The following is a 17,165-nucleotide window of genomic DNA, read 5'->3' on the forward strand; positions in this document are numbered from 1 at the left end:
TTATTACTGTAGCCATAAAGTGAGGATTATCGATGCAATATATTCTTACCCCGACACTTAATACGACTGACCAACAAGAGTTATTTGTTGGATTACGCCGCTATAATCACACTTTTTTACCGGCCCATGAAGTGGGGCACTTCGGGGTGTACTGCCGTGATGATCAGGGAGCGATGCTCGGCGGTTTAAATGGCTCGATTAAAGGTCAATGGTTATGCATCGATTATCTATGGGTAGACGAATCGATACGGGGGAAAGGTGTGGGCGGTAAGCTGATACAGCAGGCAGAAAACCACGCTCAGCAACAGGGGTGTAACTTAAGCTTAGTCGATACCTTTAGCTTTCAAGCGCCCCTGTTCTACACAAAACTTGGTTATCAGACGGTCATGACATTGGAAGACTTCCCTAAAGTCGGCATGCAACGTCACTACTTACGTAAAGTGTTAGACTTGTAGGGATTGATAACTCACCATCACATGTCGTTGATAAGCTGGGCGTTGGGTGAGTCGATGGTAGTATGCTTCGAGGCTTGGAAAATCTTGTTGGCCAATACCTAACTGATAGTAACGATAGAGTAGGTGGCCAAACTGAATATCGGCCAGGCTGAAGTGCTCACCGGCTAAGAATGGCAATTGACTAAGTTGTTGCTCAGCAATGGCTAACTTATCTTCAAATCGAGCAATCGCCTGTTGGATCGCGGTAAGATCGCGATCCTCAGCTGGAGTGCGCACCAATTGCCAAAAAATGGGTTGAGTGAAGAGTGATGTGACACTCACTTTTGCCCACTCTGCCCATCGATCGACTTCACAGCGAGCATAAATATCCTTAGGCCAAAACGTATCAGGAGCATAGCGGCATGCTAAGTAGCGGAGGATTGCCCCACTTTCCCATAGCGGAGGATGGTTATCATCCTGTAATACCGGGATGGTTCGATTGGGATTCAGTCGATAGAATGCGTCACTATCCAATCCGCCAAAATGGTGCCCATAATCGTAACGTTGATAATCAAGCCCCAATTCTCCAATACACCACATGACGGCTTGGACATTTGAAGAGGTTTCTCTTCCCCACACCTGCAACATATTTCGCCTCCAGAGCTATAGCCTTTTTACGGGATTTCTCTTAACGTAGAAGTTTCAGGGCACTAGGTAAAGTAAAACAGATGATTATCTTGCAAGGTTTTTTACGCTGTCGCACTCTCGAAGAGTCACAAACGGTCAGTCATTATCTTCCTGAACACCAGCAGCTGTCGCGAGCTGAAGCAGGTTGCTTATCCTTTACTGTCACCCAAACCGCTGACCCGTTAGTCTGGCGGGTAGAGGAATCATTTACCGACAGGGAAGCCTTCGCGTCGCATCAGCAACGTGTGGCCGATTCACTATGGGGTCGTAAGACTGTCGGTATCGTGCGAGATTACACCCTTAGCGAGGGCTAGAACATGGCAGATGCGCTTCTCATTATTGACATGCAACAGTTCGTACAGCAACGTATCGATCAGGGTGTAGATACTTTCCCACTGCAAGCGTTGGAAAATGGTCTAACGCTACTCAACGCTTACCGGCAGCGTAAGCAACCCATTATTCACATCTATCATCACGATCTTGATAATAACGGCGCCTTACACCCCGACCAGGCGGCAGCCTTACCGCTTGAGGGATTCCAGCCACTTCCCAACGAAACGTTTTTTATTAAACATGGCTCTTCTGCATTCAGTCATACAGGGCTTTACGAGTATTTAGTGGCGCAAGGTCTCTCGCATCTCACGGTAATTGGGGCTGTGGCCGGATTTTGTGTGAATTCGACCGTACGTGCAGCAAGTGATTTGGGGTTAAGGGTTACCCTTATTGAGGATGCAGTGTTAAGTTTTGCCCTAACTGGCACTCCCTATAACGCTGAATTATTATGGAAGTCGACACTTGCCCTGCTTGCGGCGGATTTTGCAGCCCTAGACCGCTTAGCGTCAGTCCTGGAAAAGAATAAATGAAAATCGTCTCGAGTCGTCAATTTATCGGTGCCCATGCTTGGCAAGCACTGGATATTGCTGATTTTGATGGTACCTCTGTCCGGTTGCATTGGACAGATAAACCCTATAAATGGCATATCAATGATGGCCAAGAGGTGTTCGCGGTACTACAGGGTTGTGTTGAAATGTTCTACCGCGTTGCAGCAGAAGAGAAATCGGTAATTTTACAGGTCGGTGATATCTTCTATGCCAGTGTTGGCACTGAGCATGTCGCTCATCCACTCGGGGAAGCGAGAATTTTAGTGATAGAAAAAGCCGGTTCAGTGTAATGACCTCTTCAACACGCTAAAATAGTGGGTAAAGATTCGCAAAGCTACGGGATTTAACGCTGTGGCTATGTAAGAATCCTCACAACACAACTACTGAGGACAACTTTTTTCCGCAACGATGAGAAGCAACCCCGCGGATAAATTGTAATTTTTATGCGTATGCCGATCCAAAAAGAAGGATTCTTTTGTTCGACCGTTTTATCTCCATTCTCTTATTCTGCAAGTGATCAACACTGGCGCTCAGCGCTTTAGCTTCATTCTTCCTGATTATTTTTCCTTTTTCTCTCACCCACTCGTGGTGCAGAGCCCTTATGTCATGATTTGGAAGAATCACTATGTTTTATTGGATGCTATTAGTACTCGCGATAATTTTTGAAGTGACTGGCACATTATCGATGAAATGGTCCACAGTCAGTGGGTCAGCCAGTGGGTTTTATATTATGTTGCTGATGATCGGCAGTTCCTATCTTGCACTATCCGTAGCGATCAAAAAAATTGCCTTAGGCGTCGCGTATGCGATGTGGGAAGGGGTGGGCATTATCCTTATTTCGTTATGCAGTTTATGGTTATTTGACGAAATATTGTCAGTGGGCAAACTGTGCGGTTTAGCGTTACTGATCCTTGGGATCACCTTGATCAAAATAGGGACCCGTTCAGACGAACCGAAAGAAAAAGAGGTGATGCAATGATCACTCTTCTACTTGAATGGCAGCATAGCCTATGGCTGTTATTGGCCGTTATCGTCGAAATTATGGCTAACGTTTTGCTGAAGCTGTCTGACGGATTTAAAAAGAAAGGTTACGGGTTATTATCGCTGATTGCCGTGCTCGTGGCCTTTAGTGCCTTAGGGCAGGCGGTCAAAGGCATCGACTTAGCGGTGGCTTATGCCCTGTGGGGAGGCTTAGGTCTACTCGCAACCATCGGCTTTGGTTGGGTTTTATTTGGCCAACGGCTTAATTGGATCGGTGGACTCGGGATTGTTTTATTACTGCTGGGAATGGCGATCATCAAAGTAGCCTAAGGCAGATAAAAAACTTGTTATTTATGGCAGAATAAAGGAGTCTAGACGTCTAAACATCTATGTGGGGTAATGATTTTTATGACGGATAGTGCTCAGCAGCCTTCGTATATCGTGCGCAATGCCGCCGATGTTAACCGACTGATTAATACCTCCTCAGGCAAAAGTGTTAATGCTCGAATGATCGTTACCATTGCACTGGGGGGAATTTTTCTTGATGCCTACGATCTCGGAGCCTTGGCCTTTGGGGTGAAAGATATCACGCAGCAGTTTGCGTTGGATGCGACGCAAGTCGGTTTTGTGGTATCCGCGATAACCTTTGGCGCGATTATTGGTGCGCTACTAGGTGGCTATTTGACGGATAAAATTGGTCGTTATCGTGTTTTTATGGCTGATATGTTTTTCTTTGTCTTCGCCGCTATTCTTGGCGCGCTGGCCCCTAATGCAGAAATCCTCACACTTAGCCGTTTCATTATGGGATTGGGGATCGGGATTGATTTACCGGTAGCCATGGCTTTCTTGGCTGAATTTTCACGCTTAAAAGGTCGAGGTAATAAAGCGGCAAAAGTCGCGATGTGGTGCCCAACTTGGTACGCCGCTATCTCGTTTGCGTATTTATTGGTGTTAGCCCTCTACAGCTTTCTTCCTGAAAGTCAGTCACCCCATTTATGGCGCTATATTGTGGGATTTGGTGCCGTCCCTGCGTTGGTGATCCTAATTATCCGTAAAAAATATATGACTGAATCGCCCCTGTGGGCTGCCCAACAAGGCGATCTGACCACCGCAGTGTCGATCCTCAATACCACTTACCGTATACCGGCACAGATTGGAGAAGGCGCGGCAAGCCAATCCTCATCAATCCCGACTCCGCCACCTTGGGCGGCCTACCGCGCTTTATTTCGTGGGCACTATACGAAACGCACGCTTTTAAATTGTGTGCTCTCTTTTGTCTCGCCATTTGCTTATGCAGCGATTGCGTTTGGCTTACCTATTATTATTTCCACGCTTTTTGAGCAATCACTTTTAACCACCATTTTGGTCTCTCTGGCGCTCAACTTTTTTTTCGCGTTAACGGGCGGTATGTTAGCGGTACGTTGGGTGGCAATAACTGGTGCTAGGCCCCTAGCAACCGTTGGTTATGGTTTACAAATTGTCGCGTTACTAGGGTTAGCGTGGTTGGGAAAACCGCAACACTCCCTTGACGCGATTTACTGTTTCGGACTGTTAGCGTTATTTCTTTTTGGGCAAGGTATCGGGCCGGGGGCACAATCGATGGTCTATGCTTCCTTGAGTTATCCGGCCTCATTACGTGGGGTAGGCGTCGGTCTTAATCAGACAGTGGCTCGTATCAGTTCAACGATAGCATTATTTATTTTTCCGCTATTAACTCTTCACCTTGGCACTCAACTTTTTTGGGTGATTGCGTGTGCGCCAGCTTTAGGGTTTATCGCGTTGAAGGTTATCGGGTGGGAACCCGCTGGATATGATGTCGACGCGGAGGAGTACGCTTAGTAGGGTAAAAGTGGGGGGGGGCCCCCACTTAGTATTATTTATACAGGTCAACCACTGCATCGAAGTTTGGACCATGTTCCCGAGCAGCAATGATCACGTAATATTTAGCACCTTTATCATCCGCTCGTTTCGAGATCTCTTCATGTAAATCAGAAGGGGAAGAGATACCCCCTCCCGTCTCGGCAACAGAGATTGAACCGACTTTGGTTAATTTAAAATGTTTAACTTCTTCTTTTGAAATATTTTGGGCAGCTTGTGCAGAAGCGAAGCAGGTTAAACCAAATAGACCTGCAAAAATCATGGAACGTGTTATTTTCATTTTTCCTTCCTCTAGGTAGAGAAACATAGGCTAGCATCAATGCATCGCTAATCGCTTATAGCGAAAAGTGATGGTCCTTTATAATTAAACAACACTTACAGTAAACAAGATAAAATTAGCATTTTTCGTGAAGGTTTTGTGAGTTCAATCACAAGGGGTGTTGATCTACGTCAGATATTTTCACCGCTGTTGGCGGATGACGGTCGGCGTTACCCCGGTAGCCTGTTTGATACGTTGGCTTAAATGGCTGGTTGAGCTAAAACCGCAATGGTAAGCAATATCTGTCACGCTGAGATCACTTGTAGCCAGTAGTTGTATGGCCCGCTGCAAGCGACGTTTCATCACATAGTGGTGGGGAGGTATCGACATTGATACGCTGAACATCCGAGCAAAATGGTATTCACTTAACGCCGCCTGCTGTGCCAGTGTGGTGATAGTCAATGACTCGGCGAGATGGGCATCGATGTAGTCACAAACGGTGCGTAAAACATAAGGGGATAAGCCACCTGTGACCGTTGGTAGACGCCACTTTACTTGGCTGTAATGTTGAATAAGGTGGGTCAGTAACAGTGAGCTAGCCGAACTTAACGCCAGCTGATTGGCATTATCCTGCCAGTCGTAGCTGAGGAGAAAATGCCGATACAATGCGGTGACTTTGTCATCACGTTGGAAACTGGTTTCAACTAAAGTCAATTCCGCTGGGCTACGATCCCAAATTTGTTCACCAATATGTCGAAGGTGCTGTTGGGTACAATAGAGATGAACAAAAGACAATGGCCCACGGATATCCCAATGGCTCTCAATGTCTTTGGGCATGATACACAGCTTATCCGGGCCGCCACCGTTATGCCATCCACCACGACATTTTTGAAAACTCTGGTAGCCGCCATGCGTGTAAAGACTGAGAGTATGGTGGTCACTCAATACCTTAATTTGATCGCATTGATTTGACCAAGAGGCTAACTGAATACCGGAATTAAGCGCAATTTTCTGATGTAAGGTCGCTCGTTGCTGGCTCAAGGTATCGAACGTTTGGTAAGTCATGCAACGCTCCAGGTAAACAGGGGATAAGCCAGTGTATGAATCGCTAAAGGGAATTACTAGCCTTTCACATCATCGACTCATAAAAACCGCAAGAATATATAAATCGATCCTCGAGAGATGACAGCCATCTTTTACCCTTTACGTCACAGTAGGGAAAGTAAACAGAGTGAGGATGCTGATGAACGGACTATTGTATTTGTGTGTTGTGGTTATTTGGGGCACAACCTGGTTTGCCATCGCGTTACAACAAGGAGAAGCGCCTATCCTGATCTCCATTTTCTGGCGATTTGCGATAGCGGGTGGCTTGCTACTTATTATTAGTCGCTGGCGATTAGGGAAAATGCGTTTATCTTGGCGTGACCATGGCTTTTGCTTGCTGCAAGGGCTTTGTGCCTTCAGTCTTAATTTTTACTGTTTTTATCTTGCTGCCTCTCACATCACGACAGGGATAGAGTCGGTTATTTTTTCGATGGCAATACTTTTCAATGCGATAAACCAAGCGATCTTTTATCGCATTACCCCCGTAAAACGTTTTTGGCCGGCTGCGGCCATGGGGATATTGGGTATTATGATCTTGTTTAGCGACCAGTGGGGAGCTAAACACTTCTCTGCCTCACTTGGCTTAGGGGTTGCACTGAGTCTAGTCGGAACTTATGGTTTCTCTTTAGGCAATATGTTGAGTATTCGGCATCAGCGAAAAGGCTTAGCAATATTGACGACTAATAGCTTGGCGATGTGCTACGGAGCCGCGGTAGCAGGGGGAATCGCTTATTTCTTTGGCGACTCTTTTGTTTTACCGATGAAGCCTGTTTATCTCAGTGCGCTGTTCTACCTTGCTCTGTTTGGTTCAGTCATCGGGTTTGGGGCTTATTATCTTTTAGTGGGACGGATTGGTGCCGGACAAGCAGCCTATACGACAGTACTGTTTCCATTAGTCGCGCTCGCGATATCAACCCATTTTGAAGGTTACCAGTGGCATTTGCATGCAGTAATAGGGTTGAGCGTGATTTTATTAGGGAACTTAATTATGTTCTTTCCCATAAATATTTTTAGAAAAAGTCGGCTCCGCTTCCCCATCGTTTTGCCAACGGGAAGAGGGAAACGGAGCGACATTCCCTGAGTCTTATCTAGGTTAGTTGTTGCATCAGAAGATAACAGTCTTCTTACCCTGGTGAGGCGGATACCCCAAAATACGTTAGCGAGTATTTTGGGTTTCTTGTGCAATAATTTTTTTAAACGATAAGGACTCAGCAGAGAATTATAGAGATAGCTCGTTAATGCAGCAATATCTGATGCACAGTGAGAATTGATTGACATCAAGTTGCTAAGGGTTTTTTAACAATTAATTAATTGTTATAACATTAGGTGAATTTAAGTCGATAAGAAGGTCTTCGCCATGCAGCCCATTGCATTTTATAGTCGTCATGCTGAAACTGATCTGTGGTTAGCGCCTTTAAAAGCCGCTTTACCTAAAGCTACCTTAAATGTATGGCCCGCCCACGATGAACGCGCGACGGTTGCCCTGACTTGGGCACCGGATCAAAGCTTTATCGATGCACATCCCAATCTTAAAGTAATTTTTAATATGGGGGCTGGGGTCGATGCACTTTTATCTCTGACATTGCCTAAAGACGTGGCCATCATACGTGTGAAAGATGGTGGGATGGCGGTACAACTCGCTGAATACTGCTGTGAAGCTGTTATTCGTTTTTATCGCGAATTCCCGCTATATGAACAGCAACGTCAGCAACATACGTGGCAAAACAACTTACTTCAAGATCGTAACGATTTCCCCGTTGGAATCATGGGACTTGGGGTGCTGGGGGAAAAAATAGCGCACTCCCTGCGCCAATTTGATTACCCGGTAATGGGGTGGAGTCAGCAGCGTAAAACAATTTCAGGTGTCACTTGCTATGACGGCCAAGAGCTCACTGAATTCTTACGCGCTTCACGTATTTTAATTTGTGTACTACCTCTAACCGGTAAAACACGAGGGATTCTTAATCTCCAGCATCTCTCTTTGTTAAAGAAAGATGGCTATTTGATTAACGTTGCGCGGGGAGGACACCTTGTTGAGGAAGATCTCATTACGTTAATCAAAGAGGGAAAAATTCGTGGAGCAACTTTAGATGTTACCCAACATGAACCTTTAAGTGATGATGATCCCCTGTGGCAAGTGCCGCAAATTCGTATCACTCCCCATATTGCAGGTAAAACGCAGGTTGACCACGTATTAGCCCAGGTCGTACCACAAATTAACCGCTGGTTTGCACAGGGCGAAGTAGAGGGAGCGATCGATTTACATCAGGGTTATTAATCAATTTTTACCCGAAATGGCATTTTTTGAGCGGAAAAACTGGCGTGTCAGTTCTATTATTCACAATTCCATAGCTAACTTTACATTTGTTTAACTTTGCTCGCACGTCAACTTTTCCACTCACTTTTTTGCACAGGTCATCGCCATGAAAGGTAAATTGATATTGCTAAGGATCGTGTCTGTCTTGTTGCTGCTCACCAGTATCATCATGATAGCGGGTGGGGGGTATTTACTCTCTTTATCAGGATCTTCATATTACTTAATTGCAGGGATCTTCCTGCTCATCAGTGCCATTCAGCTTTTCCGCCGCAAATCTTCCGGCGCAATACTGTTCTTTGTCGTCTACATTGCCACCATCCTTTGGACTATTCATGAGAGTGGTGCCGATTATTGGGGATGGGTACCGCGCTTATCTCTATTGACCGTTTACGGTTTCTTATTAGCACTAAGCCTGCCCACATTGCAGCGCCAACCCTCAAACAAGCTGAGTTTTGGCTTAGCAGGGATTTTTGTGGTGATTTTCGCCGTTGCCTTTGGCATGGCGTTTGTGCCGACCCATGTATTCAACTCGGGTGAAGCTCTACCACAACAACCTTTGGTGAAGACGCCGACTCCTTCACAAGCTGAACAGCCAGATAGCGATTGGACTTATTATGGTCGGGATGCTGATGCGTCGCGCTTCTCTCCTTTAAGCCAAATTACGCCAGAAAATGTCGGGCAACTGAAACGTGCTTGGACGTATCGGACTGGAGATTTACCCGCTCCAGGGCAAGTGAATAAATGGGCAGCTGAAAATACGCCCATTAAGGTAGGGGATGCGGTTTACGTCTGTTCTGCTCGTAACAATATCATTAAGTTGGATGCGAAAACCGGTAAAAAAATCTGGGAACATGATACTGGGGTGAAGTACGAGAGCATTCCTTACACTGCGGCATGTAAGGGGTTAAGCTATTACACCTCAACGCAAACACCCGTTGGCCAAGCTTGCCACACGCGTTTAATCGTCGGGACCTTGGATGAACGCCTCGTGGCCGTCGATAGTGAAACGGGTCAATCTTGTCAGAATTTTGGTGATAAAGGACAGACTAATTTACTGAAAGGTCTAGGTTATACCGTACCTGGTTTCGTTGCCGTGACCGCACCAGTGCCCATCATCAATGGCACTATCGTGGTTAACCACGAAGTCCTGGACGGACAACGCCGTTGGGCCCCTTCTGGTGTGATCCGTGGTTATGATGCGGAAACCGGCCAATTTAAATGGGCGTGGGATGTCAATAATCCGACGGATCATAAAGAGCCTGCCGCAGGGAAAGAATATAGCCGTGGTACCCCGAACTCTTGGGCAACAATGGTCGGGGATAATCGTCTGGGGCTAGTCTATGTTCCAACCGGTAACTCTGCTGCGGATTACTACAGCAAACTGCGCTCGGCGAATGAGAATAAGGTCTCCTCATCCATCGTCGCGATCGATGTGAAAACCGGTGACGTGCGTTGGGTCTTCCAAACCGTGCATAAAGATGTGTGGGATTACGATATTGGTTCACAACCTACCTTATTCGACTTCCCTGGTCCTAATGGATCGACGATCCCTGCGATAATAGTGCCGACTAAACGTGGCCAAACATTCGTACTGAATCGTGAAACGGGCAAACCCCTGACACCAGTAGAAGAAAGACCGGCCCCTGCTGCAGTGGTTAAAGAGGATCCTCGAGCACCTACGCAGCCTTGGTCAGTCGGTATGCCACGTTTGGGGCTACCTGATTTGAGTGAGAAAAAAATGTGGGGCTTAACGATGTTTGATCAGCTAGCCTGTCGCATTAAGTTCCGCCAAGCGCGTTACGAAGGTGAATTTACGCCTCCGAGCTTAGATAAGCCATGGATTGAGTACCCTGGGTACAACGGCGGCAGCGACTGGGGCAGTGTGGCCTACAACCCACAAAATGGGGTACTGATCGCTAACTGGAATAATACGCCGATGTATGACCAGTTAATTACCCGTAATAAAGCCGATAAATTGGGTCTGCAATCTATCGATTCACCGAAGTATAAGCCTGGCGGCGGTGGCGCAGAAGGTAATGGTGCGATGGCTGATACACCTTATGCGATTCAAGTCTCTCCGTTCTATTTAGATAGCACGCAGATGCTTTGTAATGAACCGCCTTACGGCATGATTACCGCGATCGATATGCATACCCGTAAGGTGTTATGGCAACATCCGTTAGGAAGTGGCGAGAAGAATGGACCATTTGGCCTGCCTACTCATATGCCGATTAATGTGGGGACCCCGAACAACGGAGGACCGATCATTACAGCAGGGGGACTGACCTTTGTTGCCGCAACGACGGATAATAAAATTCGTGCTTTCGATAACCGTACAGGCAAAGAAGTATGGAGCGATACCTTACCGGCGGGTGGACAAGCCACTCCAATGACCTATTCCGCAGGCGGTAAGCAATATCTGGTCATCATGGCCGGAGGTCACCACTTCATGCGGACTAATGTGGGCGATTACGTTATTGCCTACACCCTTCCTGATAACCACTAAATGTTACGGCCCTTCGGGGCCGTTTACATATTGATAAAAAGTTTTCATCAATTCATCCGGCCAGTGTGATCTTCGTCAACTATAGTTATTAACCTAAGCCTATTTTATTTGACAACGGAGCTAACAATGGTCAAGAAAGTTGAAATTCACGCGCAATCACAAAAATTACCCGGTTCTGAAGCAAAATTGTCTCCTAAAGCGGAAATGATCCGCGAAGATTACCGTGGTAGCGGCAAGCTCACAGGAAAAGTTGCCTTAGTCACCGGTGGCGATAGTGGCATTGGTCGTTCTGCTGCCTTACATTTCGCTCGCGAAGGCGCTGATGTAGCTATCACTTATCTACCGAACAACGATGATGAAGCCGCTGATGCACGTTCAATCAAAGCCTTGATTGAACAGGAAGGCCAACAATGCGCAATCTATCCTGTCGATCTTCGTAAAGCCGAAAATTGCCGTAAGCTTATCGCCGACGTCGTGGAAGCTTTTGGTAAATTAAATATCCTCGTTAACAACGCCGGTACGCAATACCCGAACGAAGACCTTACCACATTAAGCGACGAGCAGTGGCTCAATACCTTTGATACGAATATCCATAGCATCTTCTTCCTGACCAAAGCGGCCCTGCCACACTTGAAGGAAGATGACAGCATTATTAACACGACTTCAGTCAACGCCTACATCGGTCCGCAAATGTTGATCGATTACACTGCGACCAAAGGGGCAATTGTTAGCTTTACTCGTGCGCTATCTAACCAGATTGCTGGAAAAGGCATTCGTGTTAATGCGGTAGCTCCTGGTCCAGTCTGGACACCGTTACAGCCTGCAACCCTGGGCGATTACAATCCTGAACTGCTGGAAAACTTTGGTCACGAAACGCCAATGGGACGTGCAGGACAACCGTCTGAACTTGGCCCTATTTATGTTTTCCTCGCCAGCCTAGACTCTTCTTACATCAGTGGTCAGGTGATTCACCCCAACGGCGGCACCATGGTAGGTGGCTGATTCCTGGGTTCTTTGTGAGGTGTTGTTATGCTATTTACGCAATTTAGTCACAGTTGGCTAAGCCAGGAATATCATCATCACTGGTTAGAAGATCAAGGCCGACAATTACTGGCATTCTATAAGCGCGCCAGATGCGAACGCGGCGGCTTTACGGCGCTCGACGATAAAGGCTATCAGGCGAAAGATAGCCAACCGGACACCATGCAAACTGCGCGTATGACGCACTGCTTTGCCTTGGCTTCATTACAGGGAGAGCCTGGGGCCGCGGAGTTGGCACAGTGGGGAGTGGATTCGCTACTCGGCGTATTAAAAGATTCTCAGCACGGTGGTTGGTTGAGTACCTTGCCCGAAAAGGTTGCGGATGAACGTAAAGCATCCTATCTGCATGTTTTCGTGACATTGGCCGGATGCAGTGCCAGTCTCGCAGGGATTCCACGGGCTGATGAACTCTATCAGCAAGCGGTCGAGACGCTAGAAACCTATTTCTGGATGGCAGACGAAAAAGCCTTATGTGAAAGTTATACCCGCGACTGGCAAGATCGTGAAGCTTATCGCGGTGGTAACAGCAACATGCACTGTACCGAACTGTTCTTACAGTTGGCGGACTTTACCGAAAATCCAATTTGGCGGGCTCGTGCTCTCGCGATTGTCGATAAAGTAATCCATCAGCATGCTCCGGCCAACAACTATTTCTTGGCCGAACACTTTCACGAAGATTGGCAAGAGTGGCATGATTACAATAAGGATAAACCAACCGATAGTTTCCATCCTTATGGGGTTACGCCAGGCCATGCGAGTGAATGGGCGAGGCTTCTGTTACATCTTGAGGCCGCATTGCAAGCTGCAGGGGAACCGGTTCCAGAGTGGTTGCTTACGGATGCTAAGGGGTTATTTCACGCAGGAATGGATCATGGCTGGCATGTCGACGGGACACCTGGCATCGTCTATACCCACGACTGGGAAGGCAAGCCGGTCGCCCATAGCCGAGTCCACTGGACCTTAGCTGAAAGCTGTGGTACTGCGGCCAGTCTACTTAAACGTACCGGAGAGCAGGTTTACGAAGAGTGGTATCGGCGTCTGTGGGACTACATCGGTTGCTACCTGATCGATACCCAGAATGGCAGCTGGTGGCAAGAGTTGGATCCGCAGCAGCATCCTTCCACTGAGATATGGTCAGGAAAACCTGACTTGTATCACGCGTGGCAGCTCACTCAAATTTCTCGCCTCCCCTTAACACCGATGATAGGTTTGTCCATTAAAAACGGGCATCATCAACGTTAAGTCCCTAGGCCCTGAATGATTTCAGGGCCTTTTTCGTTAATGAACAAAAGTCATACGTTTCAAGCGTAAGGCATTACCTAATACAAACACACTAGACAGTGCCATTGCCCCAGCGGCAAGGATAGGCGAAAGTTGTATCCCAAAGGTAGGATAGAGTGCTCCCGCGGCAACGGGGATAAGTACTAAGTTGTAAATAAAAGCCCAAAACAAATTCTGATGAATATTGGCCATTGTCATTTGCGACACATGCTGCGCGTTCAGCACATTCGTCAATGAATCAGACATCAGCACCACATCGGCAGATTCCATTGCGATATCTGTACCGCTACCTAAGGCGATCCCTACATCCGCTGCCGCGAGAGCGGGAGCATCATTTATTCCATCACCCACAAAACTGACACCGGTAAAGCGTTGCTGCCAATTTTGAATCGCCTCGACCTTCCCTTGGGGTTTGACCTCGGCAACCACTTCGCTGATACCGAGCTGCTTCGCCACCGCTTGTGCAGTAAGACGGTTATCGCCGGTGACCATCGCCACCGTAATCCCCTGAGTTTGTAACCGACTTACCACCTCTCGGCTCGTCGCTTTAATCGGGTCGGCAACGGCGATAATCCCAGCCAGCTGTTCGCCAATCGCGATATAAAACGGACTTTTACCCTGTTCAGCGTAATGTGTCGCAAGGGCGTCGAGATCGCTGGATACGATAGACAGGCTGTGTAGATAACGTTGAGCACCGATATCGACCCGCTTACCCTGCACCCAAGCACTCACCCCCATTCCGCTGTGGGTGGTGAAATCTGTTGCGGACAGTCGTTCAAGCTGCTGGGCCTCTGCGGCCTTCACTATTGCACTGGCCAGTGGGTGTTCAGAGTAACGCTCAACCGCGGCAGCATAGGCCAGTAGCTGTTCTGTGCGGTAACCATCAGCCGGTTGGATATCGGTGAGCGCTGGCTGTCCTTCGGTTAAGGTGCCTGTCTTATCGAAAGCGATCAGCGTCGTTTCACGAAGCTGCTGCAAGGCCCTGCCTTGGCGGAATAAGATCCCTTTTTCTGCGGCGCGGCCGGTGGCGACCATGATGGAAGTCGGAGTGGCTAAGCCCATGGCACAAGGGCAGGCTATAATGAGGACGGCGACAGCATTGACGATAGCAAGACTGATGCCGCCTTGTGGCGCAAAGTAGAGCCAGCCAATTAAGGTTAGCAAGGCTGCAACAAAGACCACCGGTACAAACCACAGGGTAACTTTATCAACGACGCCTTGGATGGGCAGTTTCGCAGCTTGAGCTTGTTCGACAGCCTGAACGATCTGTGCCAAGACGGTCTGCTCTCCCGTCGCCGTCACCTTGAAGCGTAAATAGCCTTGTTGATTTAGGGTACCACCCGTCAAAGTGTCACCGGGACCTTTACGCACGGCGAGCGGTTCACCAGTCACCATTGATTCCTCTACGTGGCTCTCTCCCGTAACGACTTCGCCATCAATTGGGATCTTCTCTCCCGGTCTGACTTCAACGATATCACCCAGCACCAGACTCTCGGTAGCCACCTCTTCGCTTTGTTCATTGTGCCAGCGATGGGCAACATTAGGTTGCAGTTGCAGTAATCGCTGCATCGCTTGTGACGTTTTGCCTTTTGCACGAGCCTCGAGTAAGCGGCCAATAAGCACTAAGCAGACGATCATCGCGGCCGCTTCGTAATAAACGTGAATACTCTGTGCTGGGAGCCACTGCGGGGCAAAGGTTGCAAAGAGCGAATAGCCCCATGCGGCAAGGGTTCCTATGGCGACGAGGGCGTTCATATCCGGTGCTCGATGCCACAGCGCAGGTAAGCCTAAACGGTAAAATTGTCGGCCAGGACCCACTAACACAAGGGTTGATAGCACCGCCTCTGCGACCCATCGTCCTGGTGCGGGAAGGTAGTCATCAACCAAAATCTGTAGTGTATGGCTCAGGTGCATCGCCATCTCTACAATGAAAATAGGCAGCGTGAGTACGACAGCAATCCAGACATTGCGTTGTAATGCCTTAATATGGCGTTGTTTTTTTTGCTGTTGTAAGGCGCGAGTCTTCGCTGCATCGACAAAGACTTTGGCTGGATACCCAGCGGCAGTGACTGCCTGCGCGATACTTTCCGCTGTCACATTACCGACAATAGTGGCGCGCTCAGTCGCCAAATTGACACTCGCTTGCTCTACGCCGGGTTGAGCGGCTAATACACGCTCCACGCGTCCGACACAGCTTGCACAAGACATCCCTTCAACCGTGAGTTGTAGGGTGGGTGGAGATGAACGGCGAGTGGCTGATAATTGACTGGACATAATGAACTCCTCTTGTTCAATTAAGCCTAGCCTACAGCTTCCTGCAAGGGAAAGGTCAAGAGAGGAAAAGCTGGACGCACTTTATTAACTACGTTGTAATAATAGACATGAAGAGAGCACCTATTAGGGAACAGACTATGCGTACTGATCCATGTACTGAACCGCACACTGCCGATCTGCCAGCGTTACCCGTACTCAGTAGCCAAGACATTGCTTTACTGGCAGACACATTTAAATTATTAGGTGATCCCTCACGTTTACGCATTTTGCTACAATGCCTGACGCAGCCCGCTGCAGTGAACGACATCGCAGAGGCATTACAGCTGTCACAATCGTTGGTCAGTCATCACTTGCGTCTGTTGAAAGCTGCTCGATTGGTGATTGGCGAACGCAGTGCTCGCCATGTCTATTACCGTGTCGCCGACAATCATGTCAGTCATGTACTGCGGGATATGGCTATCCACCTGACAGAAGAAACGACGCAAGATTAATGTGAATGAGACGTTTCAGTACAGTCATGATGCGCGTTCGTCTCATTCAACAGACACTGGGTTGAAGAGGGCTCGTCTGCCCAATCAATCGCAATGGTACTATGGCCGATAGAGAATTTTTCCTGCAAAGCTATTTCTACCGCCCGCACAACCTGCTTGGCCTGGGCATCGTCCACTGCCCGAATATGTAGGGTGGCCAGTGTATAACCGGTACTGATCTGCCAGACATGGATATGTGACACTTCGCCCAGCCCAGGAATTTTCGCTAACAGATGAGCACTGATTAAGCTTGGTGCAGCCTCATCTGGCGCCCCCTCTAGTAGGATATGCGAGGTCTTTTTGATCAGTTTCCAAGCCCCGCGTAAAATTAACACTGCAACCAGTACCGAGAGTATTGGATCGATTGGCGCCCAGCCGGTCAGACCAATGACCACTGCCGCAACGATCGCCGCGAATGAACCCAGCAAATCGCCAATCACATGTAAAATAACCCCTTTAATATTCACGTTTTCGGTTTCGCCACGCGTCATAATCCACAGCACTACCAGATTAATTACCAGCCCGGCACAGGCGACGATAAACATAGGCCAAGGCATGACCGTGGCAGGTGTAGTAAGGCGTTGCCATGCTTCATAGATAATGAATATCGCGATTAAGAACAGTGTCATGGCATTAAATAAACTTGCCAGTACTTCAAAGCGAATATACCCGAAAGTGAGTCTGTTATTCGGCTGACGTTGCCCGAAATAGAAGGCGGCCCATGCGAGTGCAAGGGCGAAAGCATCGGTCAACATATGCCCCGCATCCGCCATCAATGCAAGCGAGCCGGCATACACCCCTCCCACAAATTCGACAATCATAAAGGTAAAAATCAGCACAAACGAAAGGAGCACTTTCTTCTGATTGGCTTGATTTACTTTTGGCACATGAGAGTGATCATGATCATGGTGATGATCGTGGTCATGGTGGTGAGAGTGAGATGACATTGCTGCCTCGCTATAATTAATAAATGAACATATGAACAGATATTA

Annotated in this window: 18 protein-coding genes; 13 read left to right on the forward strand and 5 right to left on the reverse strand. The window is 48.0% G+C overall.

Annotated features, from left to right (window positions below):
* The first annotated feature begins 32 nt into the window (after positions 1-32).
* Positions 33-455, forward strand: coding sequence for a GNAT family N-acetyltransferase (locus tag QJR74_RS01755; protein WP_304372908.1), 423 nt, complete (start codon positions 33-35; stop codon positions 453-455).
* Here QJR74_RS01755 and QJR74_RS01760 read toward each other — a convergent pair.
* On the reverse strand, positions 444-1,082 hold the full coding sequence (locus QJR74_RS01760) for a glutathione S-transferase family protein (RefSeq protein WP_304372909.1): 639 nt from the start codon (positions 1,080-1,082) through the stop codon (positions 444-446). The two genes, QJR74_RS01755 and QJR74_RS01760, sit on opposite strands and share 12 nt — an antisense overlap.
* An 80-nt stretch (positions 1,083-1,162) precedes the next feature.
* Between QJR74_RS01760 and QJR74_RS01765 the strand changes: the two genes are divergently transcribed.
* The 6 genes from QJR74_RS01765 to QJR74_RS01790 all read left to right on the forward strand — a co-directional run bounded on the left by QJR74_RS01765 (position 1,163) and on the right by QJR74_RS01790 (position 4,822).
* The gene (locus QJR74_RS01765; RefSeq protein WP_304372910.1) at positions 1,163-1,435 is read left to right on the forward strand and encodes a putative quinol monooxygenase; all 273 of its coding nucleotides are present in this window, start codon (positions 1,163-1,165) and stop codon (positions 1,433-1,435) included.
* A gap of 3 nt (positions 1,436-1,438) precedes the next feature.
* Positions 1,439-1,984, forward strand: a complete 546-nt coding sequence (locus QJR74_RS01770) for an isochorismatase family protein (protein ID WP_304372911.1) — start codon at positions 1,439-1,441, stop codon at positions 1,982-1,984.
* The gene (locus QJR74_RS01775) at positions 1,981-2,292 is read left to right on the forward strand and encodes a cupin (protein ID WP_304372912.1); all 312 of its coding nucleotides are present in this window, start codon (positions 1,981-1,983) and stop codon (positions 2,290-2,292) included. The genes QJR74_RS01770 and QJR74_RS01775 overlap by 4 nt, the downstream gene beginning before the upstream one ends.
* 335 nt (positions 2,293-2,627) lie before the next feature.
* Positions 2,628-2,981 carry a multidrug/spermidine efflux SMR transporter subunit MdtJ gene (gene mdtJ, locus QJR74_RS01780; RefSeq protein ID WP_304372913.1) on the forward strand — a complete coding sequence of 118 codons (354 nt, stop codon included), beginning with the start codon at positions 2,628-2,630 and terminating at the stop codon, positions 2,979-2,981.
* Complete coding sequence (gene mdtI, locus QJR74_RS01785) at positions 2,978-3,313, forward strand: multidrug/spermidine efflux SMR transporter subunit MdtI (protein ID WP_304372914.1); 336 nt, start codon at positions 2,978-2,980, stop codon at positions 3,311-3,313. Before mdtJ ends, mdtI begins: the two co-directional genes overlap by 4 nt.
* A gap of 78 nt (positions 3,314-3,391) precedes the next feature.
* Complete coding sequence (locus tag QJR74_RS01790) at positions 3,392-4,822, forward strand: MFS transporter (RefSeq protein WP_304372915.1); 1,431 nt, start codon at positions 3,392-3,394, stop codon at positions 4,820-4,822.
* Positions 4,823-4,856: 34 nt separating this feature from the next.
* Here the strand turns inward: QJR74_RS01790 and QJR74_RS01795 are convergent, their stop codons facing one another.
* Positions 4,857-5,123, reverse strand: a complete 267-nt coding sequence (locus QJR74_RS01795; protein WP_304373937.1) for a DUF1471 domain-containing protein — start codon at positions 5,121-5,123, stop codon at positions 4,857-4,859.
* A gap of 198 nt (positions 5,124-5,321) precedes the next feature.
* Positions 5,322-6,185: a helix-turn-helix domain-containing protein gene (locus tag QJR74_RS01800; RefSeq protein ID WP_304372916.1), complete on the reverse strand. Its 864-nt coding sequence runs from the start codon at positions 6,183-6,185 to the stop codon at positions 5,322-5,324.
* Positions 6,186-6,363: 178 nt separating this feature from the next.
* On the opposite strand from QJR74_RS01800, the gene QJR74_RS01805 reads away from it, so the two are divergent.
* From QJR74_RS01805 to QJR74_RS01825, 5 genes are all read left to right on the forward strand, one after another.
* Positions 6,364-7,305, forward strand: a complete 942-nt coding sequence (locus QJR74_RS01805; protein WP_304372917.1) for a DMT family transporter — start codon at positions 6,364-6,366, stop codon at positions 7,303-7,305.
* Positions 7,306-7,581: 276 nt separating this feature from the next.
* Positions 7,582-8,502, forward strand: a complete 921-nt coding sequence (locus tag QJR74_RS01810) for a 2-hydroxyacid dehydrogenase (RefSeq protein ID WP_304372918.1) — start codon at positions 7,582-7,584, stop codon at positions 8,500-8,502.
* A 145-nt stretch (positions 8,503-8,647) separates the two neighbouring features.
* Positions 8,648-11,047: a membrane-bound PQQ-dependent dehydrogenase, glucose/quinate/shikimate family gene (locus QJR74_RS01815; RefSeq protein WP_304372919.1), complete on the forward strand. Its 2,400-nt coding sequence runs from the start codon at positions 8,648-8,650 to the stop codon at positions 11,045-11,047.
* 126 nt (positions 11,048-11,173) lie between these two features.
* Entirely contained in the window at positions 11,174-12,049 is an 876-nt protein-coding gene (locus QJR74_RS01820) for an SDR family oxidoreductase (protein ID WP_304372920.1), read from the forward strand.
* A 27-nt stretch (positions 12,050-12,076) separates the two neighbouring features.
* Positions 12,077-13,330 (forward strand): AGE family epimerase/isomerase, encoded by a 1,254-nt coding sequence (locus tag QJR74_RS01825; protein WP_304372921.1) that lies wholly within the window; start codon positions 12,077-12,079, stop codon positions 13,328-13,330.
* Between the two features lie 36 nt (positions 13,331-13,366).
* On the opposite strand, the gene QJR74_RS01830 is transcribed toward QJR74_RS01825, so the two are convergent.
* Complete coding sequence (locus QJR74_RS01830) at positions 13,367-15,643, reverse strand: heavy metal translocating P-type ATPase (protein ID WP_304372922.1); 2,277 nt, start codon at positions 15,641-15,643, stop codon at positions 13,367-13,369.
* A 137-nt stretch (positions 15,644-15,780) separates the two neighbouring features.
* Here QJR74_RS01830 and QJR74_RS01835 point away from each other — a divergent pair, with 137 nt between their 5' ends.
* Positions 15,781-16,134: an ArsR/SmtB family transcription factor gene (locus tag QJR74_RS01835; RefSeq protein WP_250332965.1), complete on the forward strand. Its 354-nt coding sequence runs from the start codon at positions 15,781-15,783 to the stop codon at positions 16,132-16,134.
* On the opposite strand, the gene QJR74_RS01840 is transcribed toward QJR74_RS01835, so the two are convergent.
* The gene (locus tag QJR74_RS01840) at positions 16,131-17,120 is read right to left on the reverse strand and encodes a cation diffusion facilitator family transporter (RefSeq protein ID WP_304372923.1); all 990 of its coding nucleotides are present in this window, start codon (positions 17,118-17,120) and stop codon (positions 16,131-16,133) included. The two genes, QJR74_RS01835 and QJR74_RS01840, sit on opposite strands and share 4 nt — an antisense overlap.
* Positions 17,121-17,165: the final 45 nt, after the last annotated feature.

The organism is Tatumella ptyseos, assembly GCF_030552895.1.
Classification (GTDB): Bacteria; Pseudomonadota; Gammaproteobacteria; order Enterobacterales; family Enterobacteriaceae; genus Rosenbergiella; species Rosenbergiella ptyseos_A.